This is a genomic window from Streptomyces melanogenes (assembly GCF_014649795.1).
In the GTDB taxonomy this organism is placed as follows: Bacteria; Actinomycetota; Actinomycetes; order Streptomycetales; family Streptomycetaceae; genus Streptomyces; species Streptomyces noboritoensis.
In genome coordinates, this window is record NZ_BMTS01000005.1 from 471616 (window position 1) to 488647 (window position 17032).

14 protein-coding genes, 1 rRNA gene and 1 pseudogene are annotated in these 17032 nt (G+C 73.8%); 4 read left to right on the forward strand and 12 right to left on the reverse strand.

Annotation, left to right across the window (positions count from 1 at the left end):
- Nucleotides 1-34: 34 nt before the first annotated feature.
- Nucleotides 35-1417: an FAD-binding oxidoreductase gene (locus tag IE252_RS14550; protein ID WP_190089780.1), complete on the forward strand. Its 1383-nt coding sequence runs from the start codon at nucleotides 35-37 to the stop codon at nucleotides 1415-1417.
- A gap of 72 nt (nucleotides 1418-1489) precedes the next feature.
- Nucleotides 1490-3112, forward strand: a complete 1623-nt coding sequence (locus tag IE252_RS14555) for a PucR family transcriptional regulator (RefSeq protein ID WP_190089781.1) — start codon at nucleotides 1490-1492, stop codon at nucleotides 3110-3112.
- A 4-nt stretch (nucleotides 3113-3116) separates the two neighbouring features.
- On the opposite strand, the gene IE252_RS14560 is transcribed toward IE252_RS14555, so the two are convergent.
- The 5 genes from IE252_RS14560 to IE252_RS14580 form a co-directional block, all read right to left on the reverse strand.
- Nucleotides 3117-4199, reverse strand: a complete 1083-nt coding sequence (locus tag IE252_RS14560; protein WP_190089782.1) for a glycosyltransferase family 4 protein — start codon at nucleotides 4197-4199, stop codon at nucleotides 3117-3119.
- 156 nt (nucleotides 4200-4355) lie between these two features.
- On the reverse strand, nucleotides 4356-6074 hold the full coding sequence (gene recN / locus IE252_RS14565) for a DNA repair protein RecN (protein ID WP_190089835.1): 1719 nt from the start codon (nucleotides 6072-6074) through the stop codon (nucleotides 4356-4358).
- A 261-nt stretch (nucleotides 6075-6335) separates the two neighbouring features.
- Nucleotides 6336-7286: an NAD kinase gene (locus IE252_RS14570; protein ID WP_190089836.1), complete on the reverse strand. Its 951-nt coding sequence runs from the start codon at nucleotides 7284-7286 to the stop codon at nucleotides 6336-6338.
- Between the two features lie 5 nt (nucleotides 7287-7291).
- Nucleotides 7292-8107: a TlyA family RNA methyltransferase gene (locus IE252_RS14575; protein ID WP_190089783.1), complete on the reverse strand. Its 816-nt coding sequence runs from the start codon at nucleotides 8105-8107 to the stop codon at nucleotides 7292-7294.
- Between the two features lie 7 nt (nucleotides 8108-8114).
- Nucleotides 8115-8393 (reverse strand): hypothetical protein, encoded by a 279-nt coding sequence (locus IE252_RS14580; RefSeq protein WP_190089784.1) that lies wholly within the window; start codon nucleotides 8391-8393, stop codon nucleotides 8115-8117.
- A gap of 42 nt (nucleotides 8394-8435) precedes the next feature.
- Between IE252_RS14580 and IE252_RS14585 the strand changes: the two genes are divergently transcribed.
- Entirely contained in the window at nucleotides 8436-8783 is a 348-nt protein-coding gene (locus tag IE252_RS14585) for an SCP2 sterol-binding domain-containing protein (protein WP_190089785.1), read from the forward strand.
- 30 nt (nucleotides 8784-8813) lie between these two features.
- On the opposite strand, the gene IE252_RS14590 is transcribed toward IE252_RS14585, so the two are convergent.
- The 4 genes from IE252_RS14590 to IE252_RS14605 all read right to left on the reverse strand — a co-directional run bounded on the left by IE252_RS14590 (nucleotide 8814) and on the right by IE252_RS14605 (nucleotide 12882).
- On the reverse strand, nucleotides 8814-9617 hold the full coding sequence (locus IE252_RS14590) for an ABC transporter ATP-binding protein (RefSeq protein ID WP_190089786.1): 804 nt from the start codon (nucleotides 9615-9617) through the stop codon (nucleotides 8814-8816).
- A gap of 59 nt (nucleotides 9618-9676) precedes the next feature.
- Nucleotides 9677-10705 carry a FecCD family ABC transporter permease gene (locus IE252_RS14595; protein WP_190089787.1) on the reverse strand — a complete coding sequence of 343 codons (1029 nt, stop codon included), beginning with the start codon at nucleotides 10703-10705 and terminating at the stop codon, nucleotides 9677-9679.
- Nucleotides 10702-11757: a FecCD family ABC transporter permease gene (locus IE252_RS14600; protein ID WP_229848355.1), complete on the reverse strand. Its 1056-nt coding sequence runs from the start codon at nucleotides 11755-11757 to the stop codon at nucleotides 10702-10704. The genes IE252_RS14595 and IE252_RS14600 overlap by 4 nt, the downstream gene beginning before the upstream one ends.
- A 96-nt stretch (nucleotides 11758-11853) precedes the next feature.
- The gene (locus IE252_RS14605) at nucleotides 11854-12882 is read right to left on the reverse strand and encodes an HAD hydrolase-like protein (RefSeq protein WP_190089789.1); all 1029 of its coding nucleotides are present in this window, start codon (nucleotides 12880-12882) and stop codon (nucleotides 11854-11856) included.
- A gap of 71 nt (nucleotides 12883-12953) precedes the next feature.
- Here IE252_RS14605 and IE252_RS14610 point away from each other — a divergent pair, with 71 nt between their 5' ends.
- Nucleotides 12954-14264: a DUF1015 family protein gene (locus IE252_RS14610; RefSeq protein ID WP_190089790.1), complete on the forward strand. Its 1311-nt coding sequence runs from the start codon at nucleotides 12954-12956 to the stop codon at nucleotides 14262-14264.
- Between the two features lie 81 nt (nucleotides 14265-14345).
- On the opposite strand, the gene IE252_RS14615 is transcribed toward IE252_RS14610, so the two are convergent.
- From IE252_RS14615 to rrf, 3 genes and pseudogenes are all read right to left on the reverse strand, one after another.
- On the reverse strand, nucleotides 14346-15164 hold the full coding sequence (locus IE252_RS14615) for a tetratricopeptide repeat protein (protein WP_229848357.1): 819 nt from the start codon (nucleotides 15162-15164) through the stop codon (nucleotides 14346-14348).
- Nucleotides 15165-15614: 450 nt separating this feature from the next.
- A pseudogene (locus tag IE252_RS44510) lies at nucleotides 15615-16628 on the reverse strand (hypothetical protein); the annotation flags it as partial.
- Between the two features lie 110 nt (nucleotides 16629-16738).
- Nucleotides 16739-16855, reverse strand: a 5S ribosomal RNA gene (gene rrf / locus IE252_RS14625).
- Between the last annotated feature and the right edge of the window lie 177 nt (nucleotides 16856-17032).

Sequence of the window (17032 nt, forward strand, 5' to 3'; positions counted from 1 at the left end):
ATTGTCCTGTCCCCTCCTGGAAGGGGGCTGCGCCATGACCACCCCCTCGAAAGCGGGCACGGCCCTTGCCGAGCTCCGTGAAGACCTCTCCGGCGACGTCTTCGTCCCGGGCGATCCGGGCTACGACGACGCCCGGACGGTCTTCAACGCCATGATCGACCGGCGCCCCGCCGTCATCGCCCAGTGCGAGTCCGACGCGGACGTGGTCACCGCCGTACGCTTCGGGCGCGATCTGGACCTCAAGATCGCCGTACGCGGCGGCGGCCACAGCGTCTCCGGCCAGGCCCTCAACGACAACGGCCTGGTCGTCGACCTGCGCCGGATGCACGAGGTGACCGTCCACCCGGCCGCCCACGCCGTCCGCGTCCAGGGCGGCGCGATCATGAGCCAGCTGGACCGGGCCACCCAGCCGCACGGCCTGGCCACCACCGGCGGGCGCGTCTCCACCACCGGTGTCGGCGGCTTCGTCCTCGGCGGCGGGTCGGGCTGGCTGGACCGCAGCTTCGGCCTCGCCGTCGACAACCTGCTCGGCGTCGAGCTGGTCACCGCCGACGGCAGCGTGGTCACGGCGAGCGCCGAGGAGAACCCCGAGCTCTTCTGGGCGCTGCACGGCGGCGGCGGCAACTTCGGCATCGCCACCTCGCTCACCCTGAAGCTGCACGACCTGCCCGAGTACGCCATCGCCATGCTGCTGTACCAGCCCGAGCGCGCCCCCGAAGTCGCGCGCACCTACCGCGAGCTCATCGAGAACGGGCCGGCCGAGGCGAGCGGCGGCGTCCTGTACATGACCGCGCCGCCCGAGCCGTTCATCCCCGAGCACCTGGTCGGAAAGGTGCTGTGCGGCGCCCTCGTGGCGTACGCGGGCGGCGAGGAGGCCATGCGCAAGGTCGCCCAGCCGCTGATCGCCCTGCCGCACGAGGTCGAGATCGTCACGGCCATGCCGTACGCCGACATGCAGTGCATGATGGACGACCCGCCCGGGCTGCGGAACTACTGGTCGGCCGAGTACCTGACCGGCATGCCCGACGACTTCGTGGACGTCTTCTGCTCGCTGGGCGAGGCGCTGCCGACGCCCACCGGCACCCAGCACGTGGTCTTCCCGCAGGGCGGCGCCATCGCCGACGGCCCCTCCGAGTACCCCGTGCCGTACCGCGACTCGCCGTGGGCCGTGCACCCCTTCGGGATCTGGGAGGACCCGGCGGACGACGAGCGCTGCCGCCAGTGGGTCAAGGACGTCCGGGCCCGGGTCCAGCCCTGGTCGAGCGGCGCGGTCTACCTCAACTTCACCGGCGACGAGGGCGCCGAGCGGGTGGTCGCGGGCCTCGGCGCCGAGAACATGCGGCGGCTGCGCGAGGTGAAGCGGGCCTACGACCCGGACAACGTCTTCCGCTTCAACCACAACATCGTCCCGGCCTGACGGAAAGGGAGCAGTGTGTCGTACCGTGACCGGCATCACCGTCCGGTACGACAAAACACGAGGTGAACCCCATTGGACAGCCAGGGCGGGATCACCGTGCAGCGCGCTCTGGAGCTGCCCGGGCTGCGCGGCGGGCTCCCCGAGGTGGTCGCCGGGGCCGAGCGCCTGGGCCGCACGGTGCGCTGGGTGCACGCGGGCGAGGTCCCGAACATCGCCTCGCTGCTCAAGGGCGGCGAGCTGCTGCTGACCACGGGCCTTGGCCTGGGCACCCGCCCCGCCGAGCAGCGCGCCTTCGTGCGGCGCCTGGCCGAGCGGGGCATCGCCGCCCTGGTCGTCGAGCTCGGCCCGCGCTTCAGCCGCCTGCCCGCCACCATCGTGGACACCGCGCGGGCGGCCGGGCTGCCGCTGGTCGCGCTCCACCGCGAGGTGCCGTTCGTGACGGTCACGGAGGAGATCCACACCGAGATCGTCAACGGCCACTACGCCCTGCTCCAGCGCGCCGAGGAGGTGCACCGGCGGTGCACCGAGGCGCTGCTCTCGGGCGGCGGCGTGCCCCAGGTCCTGTCGATCCTGGCCGACTTCACGGCCAACCCGGTGTTCCTGGAGACCCCGGACGGCCAGCTGCTCTACGCGGCCGCCGGCTCCGCCGAGGCGGGCGCCGACCCGCTCCAGGTGTGGGAGGGGCTGCGCGGCCAGCGCGAGTCCCGCGAGTCGGGGCCGCCGACGGGCGCGGCCCTGGTGGACGTGCCGGGCGGCGGCCACGGCACCGGGGCGGTCCGGGCCCGGCTCGTCCTGCTGGCCGTCGCCGCGCCGCTGCTGCCGGTCCACCGGATGGCGGCGGAGCGGGCCGCGGGCATCCTCGCGGTGGTGCTGATGCAGGCGCGCCAGGAGGAGGAGCTGGCGGCGCGCGGGCGCGGCGACTTCCTGACCGACCTGGCCGAGGGCCGCATCACCGCCGAGGACGCGCCCGCGCAGGCGAAGGTGCTGGGCTTCAAACCGGGCGAGGGCCCGCTGCTGCCGGTGGTGATGCGGCTGGCCTCCGAGCTCTCCCCCACCGGCAACTGGGCGGTCCTGGCCCGCGCGGTCCTGGAGGAGCTGTCCTCGGTGGGCGTGCCGGTCCTGCTGGGCGTACGGCCGGTGGAGGGCCGGGTGCCGCTGCTGCTGGGGCTGCGCTCGGAGTCGGAGCGCACGGCGGTCGCCGACCGGGTGGCGGCGGCGCTGCGGGCCGGTGTGGAGCGCGCCGGGCTCGCCCGGGCCGGGGCGCGGCCGGTGGTGGTCGTCGGGGTGGCGGGCGGCTGGGCGGCGGCCTCGGCGGGGCTGCGCCACGCGGGCGAGACCGCCGCGGCCGCGCAGGGCCTGTCCGAGCGGCCCTGGTACGACGCCCGGCGCCTGGACATCGACCTGCTGCTGTGGCGGCTGCGCGAGCACCCGGACCTGGCGGCCTTCGTGGAGCGCGCCATCGGGCCGCTGCGCACCCACGACGCGGCCTCGCGCCCGCCGCTGCTGCCCACCCTGGAGACCTATCTGGCGCACGCGGGCCGCAAGGCGGAGACGGCCCGCGAGCTGCACCTCAACCGGCAGACGCTCTACAACCGCCTCGCCCGGATCGCGGAGCTGCTCGGCACGGACCTGGACGACCCGCAGACGGTACTGGCGCTGTCCCTGGCCCTGCGGGCCCGCCGCCACGTCCCGTAACGCCTCACCATCCGTGGCGTTGCGTCAACTCGTCGTAGACGCTGAGCACTTGAGCCACCGTCTCGTCCTCGGTCGGCCAGTCCGCCGCCTGTACGAGTCCGGCCTCGGCGAGCTCGCGGCGCCGCCCGGGGTCGGCGAGCAGCCGCGCCACGGCGTCCCCGAGCGCCGCCGCGTCCCCGTACGGCACCAGCTCGGCCGCGTCCCCGACGAGTTCCGGCACCCCGCCAACGGCGGTGGCGACCAGCGGCACGCCGAGCCGCAGCGCCTCCTGGGCAAGGAGCGAGCGCCCCTCCCAGCGGCTCGCGAGGACGGCCGCGTCGGCGGCAGCCAGCAGCTCGGTGACGTCGTCGCGCCGCCCGAGCAGCTTCACCGGCAGCGCCTCCGCCTCGATGCGCCGCTGGAGCGCGGCCCGCTGCCTGCCCTCCCCCGCGATCGCCAGCACCGGTACGGGGTCGAGCGCCTTCCAGCGGTGGGCGGCATCCAGGAGCACGTCGTACCCCCGGTGCTCGACCAGACTGCCGACGGCGATGAGCAACGGCCGGTCCACGGCGCCCAGTTCGGCCCGCGCCTTGCCGTCCGGGACGGGCGTACGGGGCGCGGGCACCGCGACCGCGGCGAGCCGGGCGTCCCGGGCGCCGCGCCGCCGGGCCCGGTCGACCAGGTCGGAGGAGGTGCCCAGCACCACGGCGGCCGCGCGGGCCGCCCGCCGCTCCAGGACCCGCAGCATGCGGCCCCGGGCACCCTCGGCATGGGCGCGGGTGTGCCACGTGACGACGAGGGGGATCGCGCGCCGCCCGCCCAGGGCGAGGGCCGTCCGTACGGCCGCGTGCAGCCCGTGGGCGTGCACCACGTCCGCGCCCGCGCAGACCGCCCGCAGGGCGCCGACCGCCACCGGGTCGCCGCGCCGGGGCACGGGCACGAAGTGGGCGCCCGCACCCTGGAAGTCGAACTCCCGCTCAAGCGCGGCGGGGGCGCAGACGGTAACCCGTACGCCCCGCGCGGCGAGGCCCGCCGCCAGCGAGCGCACGTGCGCGCTGCTGCCCGCGCTGCCGCCGCCCAGCACTTGGACCGTACGCAGCTGTGACACGTGAACAGGCTCCCGGGTCGGCGGTGGGCCGGTGTGGACCCCGGCCAAGGATGCCAGCCCGCACGGACGTTCCGCCCCCGTCCGGACGTTTCCCCGTGTCGACAGGCGGCGGCCGGTCCGGGGGACCACCCACACGGGTGAACTCCCGGACCGCGCTTACCCCTCGGCCCGTGCCGTCGCCAGCAGCTCCTCCGCGTGCGCCCTGGCCGTCTCGGAGTCCTCCTGGCCCGCCAGCATCCGGGAGAGCTCGCGGACCCGGTCCTCGCCCTCCAGGACGGTGACGCCGGACCGGGTGACCGTGCCGTCGTTGGTCTTCTCCACCAGGAGCTGACGGTCCGCGAAGGCCGCCACCTGGGGCAGATGGGTCACCACGACGACCTGCGCCGACTTGGCGAGCTTCGCCAGGCGCCGGCCGATCTCGACCGCCGCCCGGCCGCCGACGCCCGCGTCGACCTCGTCGAAGAGGTACGTGGGCACCGGGTCCGTGCCCGCGAAGACCACCTCGACCGCGAGCATCACCCGGGAGAGCTCACCGCCCGAGGCGCCCTTGGCGATCGGCCGGGCCGGGGCGCCCGGGTGCGGGGCGAGCAGCAGCTCCACCTCGTCCGCGCCGGTCGGCCCGTACGCCACGGTCCGCCCGTCCACCTCGACGCCCTCGGGGTCCTCCACCTGCCGTACCGCGAACGACACCCGCGCGTGCGGCATCGCCAGCGACGCCAGCTCGGCCGTCACCGCGTCCGCGAAGCGGGCCGCGGCCTCGGTGCGGGCGCCGGTCAACTCCTGGGCGAGCACGGACAGTTCGCCGCGCAGCCCGTCCCGCTCGGCCGTCAGCTCGCCGATCCGGTCGTCGTCGCCGTCCAGCTCGGTCAGCCGGGCGGCGCTCTGCTGCGCCCAGGCGAGGACGGCCTCGATGTCCTCGCCGTACTTGCGGGTCAGCGCGGTAAGCGCCGCTCGCCGCTCCTCCACGGCCGCGAGCCGCAGGGGGTCGGCGTCGAGGTCGTCCGCGTACCCGGCGAGCTCGCCCGCCACGTCACCGAGCAGGATCCCGACCTCGCCGATGCGCTCGGCGAGCGCGGCCAGGGCGGGGTCGTGCGACCGTACGGCGTCCAGGGCCCGGTGCGCGCCCGCGACCAGGGTGGTCGCGTCGACGCTCTCCGGGTCCTCGGGGTTGCCCGCGAGGGCGGCGTGCGCGAGGGCGGCCGCGGACGCCAGCGCCTCGGCGTGGCCGAGCCGTCCGGCCTCGGCGGCGAGCTCGGTGTCCTCGCCCGCCAGCGGCTCGACCGCGGCGATCTCGTCGAGCCCGAACCGCAGCAGATCGGCCTCCTGCGCCCGCTCGCGCGCCCGCGTGGTCAGCTCCTCCAGCTCCCCGGCGACGGCCCGCAGCCGCCGGTACGCCTCCGCGTACTTGGCCAGCGGCCCGGCCACGGCGTCCCCGGCGTACCGGTCGAGGGCCTCGCGCTGCCGGGCGGGGCGCAGCAGCCCCTGCTGATCGGTCTGGCCGTGGACGGCGATGAGCTCGTCGGCCAGCTCCGCGAGCACGCCGACGGGCACGGAGCGTCCGCCGAGGAACGCCCTCGACCGCCCCTCCGCCGAGACGGTACGGCTCACCAGCAGCGCGCCCTCGTCGAGCTCGGCCCCGGCCTCCTCCGCGCGGATCGCCGCGGTGGCGCCCGGGCGCAGCGCGATCCGCCCCTCGACGACCGCCGACTTGGCGCCGATCCGCACCAGGGCGGGGTCGGCGCGCCCGCCGAGCAGCAGCCCCAGGCTGGTGACGACCATGGTCTTGCCCGCGCCGGTCTCGCCGGTCACCGCGGTGAACCCGGGCGACAGCTCGACGACAGCGTCGTCGATGACCCCGAGCGACCGTATCCGCATCTCCTCCAACACGCCCCCGACCTTACGAGGTCCCGGCCCCCCTGTGCGACGCCCCCCACACCCTCACCCACCCGATTGACCCGCGTGCCGCTTTTGTCTGCGGATCGTGCTGGGTTGCTCGCGCAGTTCCCCGCGCCCCTGAAGGGGCGCCCCTTCAGGGGCGCGGGGAACTGCGCGACCAGTTGGGGACGGCCCGCAGACGAAGAACCAGGCCGCCCGCCAGAGGGCTTTCGGGAAGGGGCGGGGTGGGGGCCCAACAGGTCAGTGCGGCGCGCCCCGCCACCCACTCACCGGCAGCGCGAACTTCGCCACCAAGCGGTCCGTGAACGACGCGTGGTGCAGGCGGGCCAGGCGGACAGGAACGGCCCCCCGCCGAACCTCCACCCGCGCCCCCGGCGGCAACTCCACCGTCCGACGCCCGTCACACCACAGCACCCCGTGCGGCGTATGCGGCTGCACCTCCACCGCCAGCACCGAACTCGGCGACGTCACCAGCGGCTTGGCGAACAGCGCGTGCGCGCTGATCGGCACCATCAGCAGCGCCTCGACCTCCGGCCACACCACCGGCCCGCCCGCCGAGAAGGCGTACGCCGTCGACCCGGTCGGCGTCGCGTACACGATCCCGTCGCACCCGAACCCGGTCACCGGCCGCCCGTCGATCTCCAGGACGACCTCCAGCATCCGCTCGGGCGACACCTTCTGCACGGCGGCCTCGTTCAGCGCCCAGTCGGTGTGCACCACGTCGCCGTTGCTGTGCACCACGACGTCGAGGGTCATCCGCTCCTCGACCTCGTAGGAGCGCGTGACCACCCGGTCCACGACCTTGTCCAGGTCGTCGCGCTCCGCCTCGGCGAGGAACCCGACCCGCCCGAGGTTGACGCCGAGCATCGGCACCCCGGATGCCCGCGCGAACTCGGCGCCGCGCAGCAGCGTCCCGTCCCCGCCGAGCACGATCAGCAGCTCACACCCGTCGAGGCACTGCGGGGTCGCCTCCTTGACCGTGTGCACGGACGCGGACTCCGGCAGCGGGATGTCGGCCGCCTCCGCCTCCAGGACCCGCACCCCGATGCCGGACCGCAGCAGCCCCCGCACCACCAGCTCCGCGCTGCGGATGGCGGCGGGCCGCCCGGTGTGCGCGAGCAGGAACACCGTGCGCTCCGAGCTCCGCTCGCACGCGCCGTCCCCCCCGCGCGTCTCCTCCGCGTTCCCCAACGAGCTCAACTAGGTCCCTCCGCCACTGCACGCTCGACATCAGCCGGATCCAGCGCGGGCGCCCCGGCCCGCAGCCACAGAAAGTATTCGACATTGCCGGAGGGTCCGGGCAGCGGGCTGGCCGTGACCCCCAGCACACCGAGCCCCAGCGCGGCGGCCTGCCCGGCCACCGTGCGCACGGTCTCGGCCCGCAACTCCGGGCTGCGCACCACACCGCCGCTGCCGAGCCGGTCCTTGCCGATCTCGAACTGCGGCTTGACCATCAGCACCAGGTCCGCGTCCGGCGCGCAGCACCGCACCAGCGCGGGCAGCACGAGCCCGAGCGCGATGAAGGACAGGTCCCCGACCACCAGGTCGACCGGCTCGCCGTCGATGTCGTCGAGCGTCAACTCCCGTACGTTCGTCCGGTCCTTGACGGTGACCCGGTCGTCGCTCTGGAGCGACCAGGCGAGCTGTCCGTACCCGACGTCCACCGCCACCACGTGCCCCGCGCCGGAGCGCAGCAGCACGTCCGTGAAGCCGCCGGTGGAGGCGCCCGCGTCCAGCGCCCGGCGCCCCTCGACCTTCAGCCCCCGCGGGACGAAGGCGGCCAGCGCCCCGGCCAGCTTGTGGCCGCCGCGCGAGACGTAGTCCGGGTCGCTGTCGTCCTCGGCCACGACGATGGCGGCGGCCGTCTCGACCTGGGTGGCGGACTTGGTGGCGACGGTCTTGCCGACCGTCACCCGCCCGGCGGCGATCAGCTGCGCGGCGTGCTCACGGGACCGGGCGAGCTTCCGGCGGACCAGCTCGGCGTCGAGGCGGCGGCGTGCCACTCCTGCCACGTTCGGTTCAGCTCCTGTTGTCGTACGTATGTGATGCGGGGGACGGGACCGGCGGCCCCGGGCGGGCGTCGAGCGCGCCCAGCGTCTCGCGCAGCCCCCCGTGTACATCCTCGTACACCTCGACGTGTCCGCCCGTATCGAGGTGGTCGACGTCCGCGAGCCGCTCGACCAGGGCGTCCACCCGGGGGTCGCCGGTGGGCTCGCGGGGCACGTCCAGGGGTGCCGGACCGGCGGGGTCGTCGTGCGCGCCGGCCTCCGCCCCGGGCTCCGGCATCAAGTCGCTCATGCCAAGACGCTACCGCGTGGGCCTGCGGTACGGTCGATCACGATGGCGACGATGGAGGAGTGCCGCGCGGCACTCGACGAACTTTCCGACAACCTGGCGGGCGCGAACGGCGACGTGCGCGCCGCCGCCGCGCTCGACCGCTCGCTGAGCTGCCACATCACGGACCTGGACCGTACGTTCACCGGGCGGCTGCGGGACGGCCGCATCGAGGTCGAGCGCACCCTGGACGGCCCGCCGGGCGAGCGCGCCCAGATCCGTCTGGCCATGAAGGGCGACGACCTGGTGGCAATGGTCGCGGGCGAGCTGAACTTCGCGCGGGCCTGGACGTCGGGCCGGGTCCGCCTGGAGGCGGGCTTCCGCGACCTGCTCAGGCTGCGGACGCTGCTGTAGCGACCCGGCCCCTTCAGGCCGTACGGAACATCAGGCCACCCTCGCCCCGTCCCGCTGCCGCGCCGCCGGCACCACCAGCGGCGTGCCCGTCTCCGGGTCGTCGATGACCTGGCAGCGGACCCCGAACACCTCCCGTACGAGCTCCGCCGTGACGATCCGCGACGGCGGGCCCTCGGCCACGATCTCGCCGCCGCGCATCGCGATCAGGTGCGAGGCGTACCGGGCGGCCTGGTTGAGGTCGTGCAGCACCGCGACCAGCGTGCGCCCCTGGGACTCGTGCAGCTCGGCGCACAGGTCCAGGACCTCTATCTGGTGCTGGATGTCCAGGAACGTGGTCGGCTCGTCGAGCAGCAGCAGCGGCGTCTGCTGGGCCAGCGCCATCGCGATCCAGACCCGCTGGCGCTGCCCGCCGGACAGCTCGTCGACGTACCGCTCCCCCAGCTCGCCCACGCCGGTGGCATCCATCGACTCCTGGACGATCCGCTCGTCCTCGGACGACCACTGGCGCAGCAGCCCCTGGTGCGGGTAGCGGCCGCGCGCGACCAGGTCGGCGACCGTGATCCCGTCCGGCGCGATCGACGACTGGGGCAGCAGCCCGAGGGTCTTGGCGACCTTCTTCGCGGGCATCGAGTGGATGGTCTGCCCGTCGAGCAACACCCGCCCCTCGCTGGGCTTCAGCATCCGCGACAGGGCGCGCAGGAGCGTGGACTTGCCGCAGGCGTTGGGGCCGACGATGACCGTGAACGAGTGGTCGGGGATCTCCACCGAGAGGTCCTTGGCGATCACCCGCTGGTCGTAGCCGAGGGTCACCGAATCGGCGCTGAGGCGCTGCATGCTCGTACTCCTGGAGGAAGAACCGGAATCCGTACGGGGGTCGGGAAGGTGCGGGCCGCTCATATCCGGCCCGCCTTGCGCTCGGTGACGAGCAGCCACAGCAGATAGAGGCCGCCGACCACCCCGGTCACCACGCCCACCGGCAGCCTGCTCTCGCCGAACAGCCGCTGGGAGGCCCAGTCGGCGGTGACCAGCAGGGTCGCGCCCATGCAGCCGGAGGCCAGGATGTTGGGCCCGGTGGCCCTGGTGAGGCGGCGGGCGAGCTGCGGCGCGGTCAGCGCGACGAAGGAGATGGGCCCGGCCGCGGCGGTCCCGGCGGCGTTGAGGAGCACGGCGGCGAGCATCAGCACGGTCCGGGTCCGCTGAACGGGCACGCCGAGCGCGTACGCCGCGTCGTCGCCCATCTCCAGCATCCGCAGCGGCCGTCCGTACGCGAGGATCACCGGCAGCAGCAGCGCGAACAGCGCGAGCAGCGGCCACACCTGCGCCCAGTCCCGCCCGTCGAGCGAGCCGGTCAGCCACACCATGGCCCGGGTCGCGTCGACCAGCTGGGCCTTGGTGAGCAGGTACTGGATGCAGGCGGTGAGCATCGCGGCGGCGCCGATGCCGACGAGCACGAGGCGGTAGCCGTGCACGCCCTTCTTCCAGGCGAGCAGATAGACCGCGACGCCGGTCGCGAGCCCGCCGAGCAGGGCGCCGACCGCGACCTCGGTGGCGCTGCCGCCGAACCAGACGATGACGACGAGGGCGCCGACGGACGAGCCCTGGCCGAAGCCGATGACGTCCGGGCTGCCGAGCGGATTACGGGAGACGGACTGGAAGACCGCGCCGGAGATGCCGAACGCGGCGCCCACCAGCAGCCCCACCAGGACCCGGGGCAACCGCAGCTCGTTGACGATGAAGTCCTGCTGGGGGGTGCCGGAGCCGAAGAGCGTGCGGACGACGTCGAGCGGCGCGATGTCGAAGTCGCCGCTGCCGACGAGGACCACGCCCGCCGCGAGCGCCGCGGCCAGCAGCGCCACGACGACGACCAGCGAGCGGGTGTCGGCCCGGAACGAGTAACCCCCGGGCGTGCGTACGGCCTTCACAGCTGAGCCATCCTCTTGCGGCGGACGAGAAAGATGAACACGGGCCCGCCGATGAGCGCCGTGACGATGCCGACCTGGAGCTCGGCGGGCCGGGTGATCACCCGGCCGACCACGTCGGAGCCGAGCAGCAGCACGGGCGAGAGGACGGCCGCGTACGGCAGGATCCAGCGCATATCGGGCCCGGTGATGGCCCGGACGATGTGCGGGACCATCAGGCCGATGAAGACGATCGGCCCGCAGGCGGCGGTCGCGGCCCCGCACAGGAGCGTGACGGTGACCATCGACAGGACGCGGGTACGGGTGAGGTGGGCGCCCAGCGCGCGGGCGGTGTCGTCGCCCAGGGACATCGCGTTGAGCGGCCGGGCGATGAGCGCGGCGATCACCAGGCCCACCACGATGAACGGCGCGATCTCGGTGACGGTGTCCGCGTTGGCGGAGGCCAGCGAGCCGACCGACCAGAACCGCAGCCGGTCGAGGGCTGCCGAGTCCATCAGCTGCACGGCGTTGATGTAGCCGTAGAGCGCGGCCGTGACGGCCGTCCCCGCGAGCGCGAGCCGGACCGGGGTGGCGGCCCGGCTGCCGCCCAGGACGTAGACGAGCGCGGAGACGACCGCGGCGCCGGCGAAGGCGAACCAGACGTAACCGGTGAGGCTGGTGACGCCGAAGAAGGTGATCGCGGAGACCACGGCGGCCGAGGCGCCCGCGTTCACCCCGAGGATGCCGGGCTCGGCCAGCGGGTTGCGGGTGAGCGCCTGCATCACCGCGCCGGAGACCCCGAGGGCCGCCCCGACGAGCAGCCCGAGCAGGGTGCGGGGCACCCGGGTGTCGTGGACGATGACGTCGTCGGCGGTGCCGGAGTAGTGGAACAGCCCGTGCCAGACGTCCGCGAGCGGGATCTGTTTGGCGCCGACCGCGATGCTCGCGAGGGCCACGAGGACCAGGACCCCCGTGGCCGCGAGCAATCCGGCGGCGCGCAGGGCGTGCCGCCGGGCGGTCTGGGTCGGGGGCGCGGGAGCGGTCTGCGCGCTCGGCTTGGAACGGCTGTCTACCAACACGCAAGTTAGGTTAGCCTACCCTGCTAATCGGCCAACAGGGCCCTTGATCCACAACCGGATCCAGAAGCTACGCACGTGCCCCCGGCCCCGGGATCACAACCCCAGCCGCCCCAGCGCTTTCCCCGCATCCAGCTCGCACACACCATCCCCCGCGTACGTCCACGCCGCCGCGCACAGCGCCCGCAGACCGTCCAGCGGCTCACCGTCGCCGTCCAGGGCGAACTCCTCGTCGCGTACGGCCGCGGTCCAGCCTCCGCACCCGAACCGACCGTCATTTTCGGCCACTTCCGGCTGGCCGGTCAGCATGCCTCGCAGATCCGCGTCCACGAACGTCGGCCGGTGCTCGGGCCGGGCGGCGAGCAGCTGGGCGCCGTCCGTCACCCCGGTGAGGACGAGCAGCGAGTCCACCTCGCCGTTGAACGCCCCCTCGATGTCCGTGTCCAGCCGGTCCCCCACCACCAGCGGCTTGCGCGCGCCCGTGCGCAGGATCGTCTCCCGGTGCATCGGGGGCAGCGGCTTGCCCGCCACCTGCGGCTCGGCGCCGGTCGCGATCCGCACCACCTCCACCGCCGCCCCGTTGCCGGGCGCGATGCCGCGCCCGCTGGGGATCGTCAGATCGGTGTTGGACGCGAACCACGGCACCCCGGCTGCGATCGCGTAGCTCGCCTCGGCGAACCTGCCCCACGCCAGATCGGGCCCGCCGTACCCCTGCACCACCGCCGCCGGGGCGTCCTCGGCCGACTCCACCGGCACCAGACCGCGCTCGCGCAGCGCCACCCGCAGCCCCTCGCCGCCGATCACCAGCACCCGCGAACCCTCCGGCACCTGCTCGGAGATCAGCCGCGCCACCGCCTGCGCCGAGGTGATCACATCGCCCGGCTCGGCCGGCACCCCGAGCTCGGTGAGGTGCGCCGCCACCACGTCCGGCGTCCGCAGCGCGTTGTTGGTGACGTACGCGAGGTGCATCCCGCCCTCGCGCGCCGTGCCCAGCGAGCCGACGGCGTGCTCGATCGCCTCGCCGCCCGCGTACACCACCCCGTCGAGATCCAGCAGAGCCGTGTCGTACGCCTCGCTCAGCGCCCGCGCGCTGCCGCTCGGCCGGGTCCTGCTCGGCTGGCTCATCCTCATCCACTCCTCGCTCGATGGTCTCCCCCGATCATCGCGCATGCCCGCACCCCACTTACGATGCACTAATGACCACAACAGGGCGTACGGACGACGACGGGCTGCGCCTGATCCCCTTCCGAGGACTGCGCTATGTGCCCGCGCGCGTCGGCAGCCTCGCGGCCGTGACCTCCCCGCCGTACGACGTGGTGGTGCGGCCCGACGGGCTCCTCCACCTGGAGTCGGCGGACCCGTACAACATCGTCCGGCTGATCCTCCCGCAGGCCGCCACGCCCACGGCACGGCACCAGCAGGCCGCGCACACCCTCGACGACTGGCTCTCGGAGGGCGTCCTCGCCCCCGACCCGGAGCCCGCGCTGTACGTGTACGAGCAGCACGAACAGCGCGGCGCGGGCCTGCTCCAGCGCGGGCTGATCGGCGCGCTGGCCCTCTCGGAGCCCTCCGAGGGCGTGGTGCTGCCGCACGAGGACGTGATGCCGCACGTCGTCGAGGACCGCGCCGACCTGATGCGTACGACGGCCGCGCACTTCGAGCCGCTGCTCCTCACGTACCACGGGGACACGGGCACGAACGGCAGCGCGCCGACCGGCGCGGGCGCGGTCATCGAGCGGACCGTCCGTCGCGAGCCGCTGCTCGCGACGACCACCGAGGACGGCTACAACCACCGCCTGTGGGCGGTCACGGACCCCGCCGACCTCGCGGAGATCCAGGCGGACCTCGCGCACCACCAGGCGGTGATCGCGGACGGCCACCACCGCTGGGCCACCTATCTGCGGCTGCGCTCCGAGCAGTCGGCGCCCGGCCCCTGGGACTTCGGCCTGGTGCTGCTCGTGGACACCGCCCGCTATCCGCTGCGGGTGCGCGCCATCCACCGGCTGCTGCACCGGCTTCCGGTCAGCGACGCCCTGGCCGCGGTGGCCGAAACCGGTGCCTTCCGCATCCGTACGTTCGCGGTGCCGCTGCCCGACGCGCTCGACCTCCTCGCGGAGGCGAGCAGCGAGGGCAACGCGTTCCTGCTGGCGGGCGGCGGACGCTTCCACCTCCTCGACCGCCCGGACCCGGACCTGCTCGCCCGCACCGTCCGCGCGGACCGCCCGCAGGCCTGGCGCGACCTGGACGCGACGGTGCTCCACTCCACGCTCCTGGACCACGTCTGGCGCACCCCGGACGCACCCGAGGACATCATGTACATCCACGACACGGCGGCCGCCGTCGAACAGGCGGAACGGCGCGGCGGCACGGCGGTGCTCATGCATCCCGTACGGGAAGAGGTCGTCCGCGACCTGGCCCGCCAGGGCGTCACGATGCCCCGCAAGTCGACGTCCTTCGGCCCGAAGCCGGCGACGGGTCTGGTGCTGCGGAGCCTGACGGTGAACTGAGGCACGCGGATACGAGAAAGGGCGGCACCCCGGCCGGGGTGCCGCCCTTTCTCGTACGGCTGCCTAACTGACTACAGGAGCTCAGGCCTTGTCGGCCGGACCCTTGTCGTCCTCGACGTCGACGACGACGTCATCGGCGGCTTCGACGTCCACGTCGACGTCGATGTCCGCGCGGTCGTCGTCCTCGTCCGGCGCGCTGTCCGGCTCGTCGGCGGCGTACTCCGCCTCCTGCTCGTCGGCGATGTCGGCGTCGTCGTCACCGTCCTCGTCGAGGGCGTCCACGAAGTCCACGCCGTCCATCTCGGCCAGCCGGTCGGAGGCGTCGGTGGCGCCGTCCTTGTCGGACTCCAGCGCCTTGGCGAACCACTCGCGCGCCTCGTCCTCACGCCCGGCGGCGAGCAGCGCGTCGGCGTACGCGTACCGCAGGCGCGGGGTCCACGGCTGCACCGAGTTCGACGCCAGCTCCGGACTCTGCAGGGTCACGATGGCGGCGTCCAGCTGCCCCAGGTCCCGCCGCGCACCGGCCGCGACCAGGCGCATCTCGACCTGGCCCGCCTTGTCGAGCTTCTGCACCTCCGGCGCACCGGCCATCTCCAGCGCACGCTCGGGCCGGCCCATGCCGCGCTCGCAGTCGGCCATGACGGGCCACAGCTCGACGTGCCCGGTCATCCGCCGCGCGGCGCGGAATTCGGCCAGCGCCTCGGAGTACTTCTGCGTCGCGTACGCCGCGAACCCGGCCGCCTCGCGGACCGCCGCCACACGGGAGGCGAGCCGCAGCGCGATGCGCGAGTACGCGTACGCCTGCTCGGGCTCCTCGTCGATCAGCCGGGCCACCATGACCAGGTTCTGCGCGACGTCCTCGGCGAGGGTCTTCGGCAGGCTCATCAGCTCCTGGTGCACGTCCTCGTCGATCTCGTTGCCGGTGACGTCCTCGTCGATCGGCAGCCGCTTGATCGGCTCACGGTCGCGCTCGCGCTCCCGGCGGTCGTCGCCGCCACGGAACCCGCCGCGGTCGTCGCGGCCGCGGTAGCCACCACGGTCGTCGTCCCGGCGCGGGCCGCGGTCGTCACGACGGAAGCCACCGCCACGGTTGTCATCGCGACGGTCGTCACGGCGCGGGCCGCGGTCGTCGCGGCGGTCGTCACGGCGGAAGCCACCGCCGGTGGGACGGCCGCCCCGGTCGTCGCGGTCGTCACGACGGAAGGAGGGACGGTCGTCGTCGCGGCGGGGGCCACGGTCGTCACGACGGTCGTCGCGGAAGCTGGGGCGGTCGTTGTCGCGACGGAAGCCACCGCCGCCACCGCGGTTGTCGTCGCGACGGCCGTAGCCGCCACCGCCGGTGGGGCGACCGCCACGGTCGTCATCACGACGGGGACCGCGGTCGTCACGACGGTCGTCGCGGAAGCTCGGCCGGTCGTTGTCACGACGGAAGCCGCCACCGGAGGGACGACCACCACGGTCGTCGTCGCGACGGCCGTAGCCACCGCCACCGGTGGGACGGCCACCACGGTCGTCATCGCGGCGCGGGCCACGGTCGTCGCGGAAGCTGGGGCGGTCGTTGTCGCGACGGAAGCCACCGCCGCCACCGCGGTTGTCGTCGCGACGGCCGTAGCCGCCACCGCCGGTGGGGCGACCGCCACGGTCGTCATCACGACGGGGACCGCGGTCGTCACGACGGTCGTCGCGGAAGCTCGGCCGGTCGTTGTCACGACGGAAGCCACCGCCGGAGGGACGACCACCACGGTCGTCGTCGCGACGGCCGTAGCCGCCACCGCCGGTCGGGCGACCACCACGGTCGTCATCGCGACGCGGGGCACGGTCGTCGCGGCGGAAGCCGCCACCCGTACCGCCACCACGGTTGTCATCACGACGGCCGTAGCCGCCACCACCGGAGGGACGACCACCACGGTCGTCGCGGTCGTCACGACGGAAGGAGGGACGGTCGTCGTCGCGGCGCGGGCCACGGTCATCGCGGCGGTCGTCACGGCGGAAACCGCCACCGGTGCCACCACGGCTGTCATCGCGACGGAAGCCGCCGCCGGTGCCGCCACGGTTGTCGTCGCGGCGACCGTAGCCGCCACCGCCGGTCGGGCGACCACCACGGTCGTCATCGCGACGCGGGGCACGGTCGTCGCGGCGGAAGCCGCCACCCGTACCGCCACCACGGTTGTCATCACGACGGCCGTAGCCACCGCCACCGGAGGGACGGCCGCCGCGGTCGTCGTCACGGCGCGGGCCGCGGTCGTCACGACCGCCCCGGTAGCCGCCCCTGTCACCGCCGTCACGGCTGCGCCACTCGCGCTGCGGACGGTCCTCGGGAGAGTTGGTGGACATCGGTGCGACTCCTGTCTTCGGGTACTGCAGTCATTCTCGCGCAGTCGGCTGCCCGACGCGCTTCGGAAAATTGGAGCGAAAATAAAAAAGGACCCTTGGTCCCAGCGTTGAACGCTGGGACCAAGGGTCCTTGAAAGATTGTTCGGCGGTGTCCTACTCTCCCACAGGGTCCCCCCTGCAGTACCATCGGCGCTGAAAGGCTTAGCTTCCGGGTTCGGAATGTAACCGGGCGTTTCCCTAACGCTATGACCACCGAAACCCTATCGGTTTCGAGCGAACAAGCACACTTTTTAATTAGTGGGTTCTGCTCAACCAGCAACTGTTCGTTGCTTCAGAACTAACACAGTGGACGCGAGCAACTGAGGACAAGCCCTCGGCCTATTAGTACCAGTCAGCTCCACCCCTTACGAGGCTTCCACATCTGGCCTATCAAC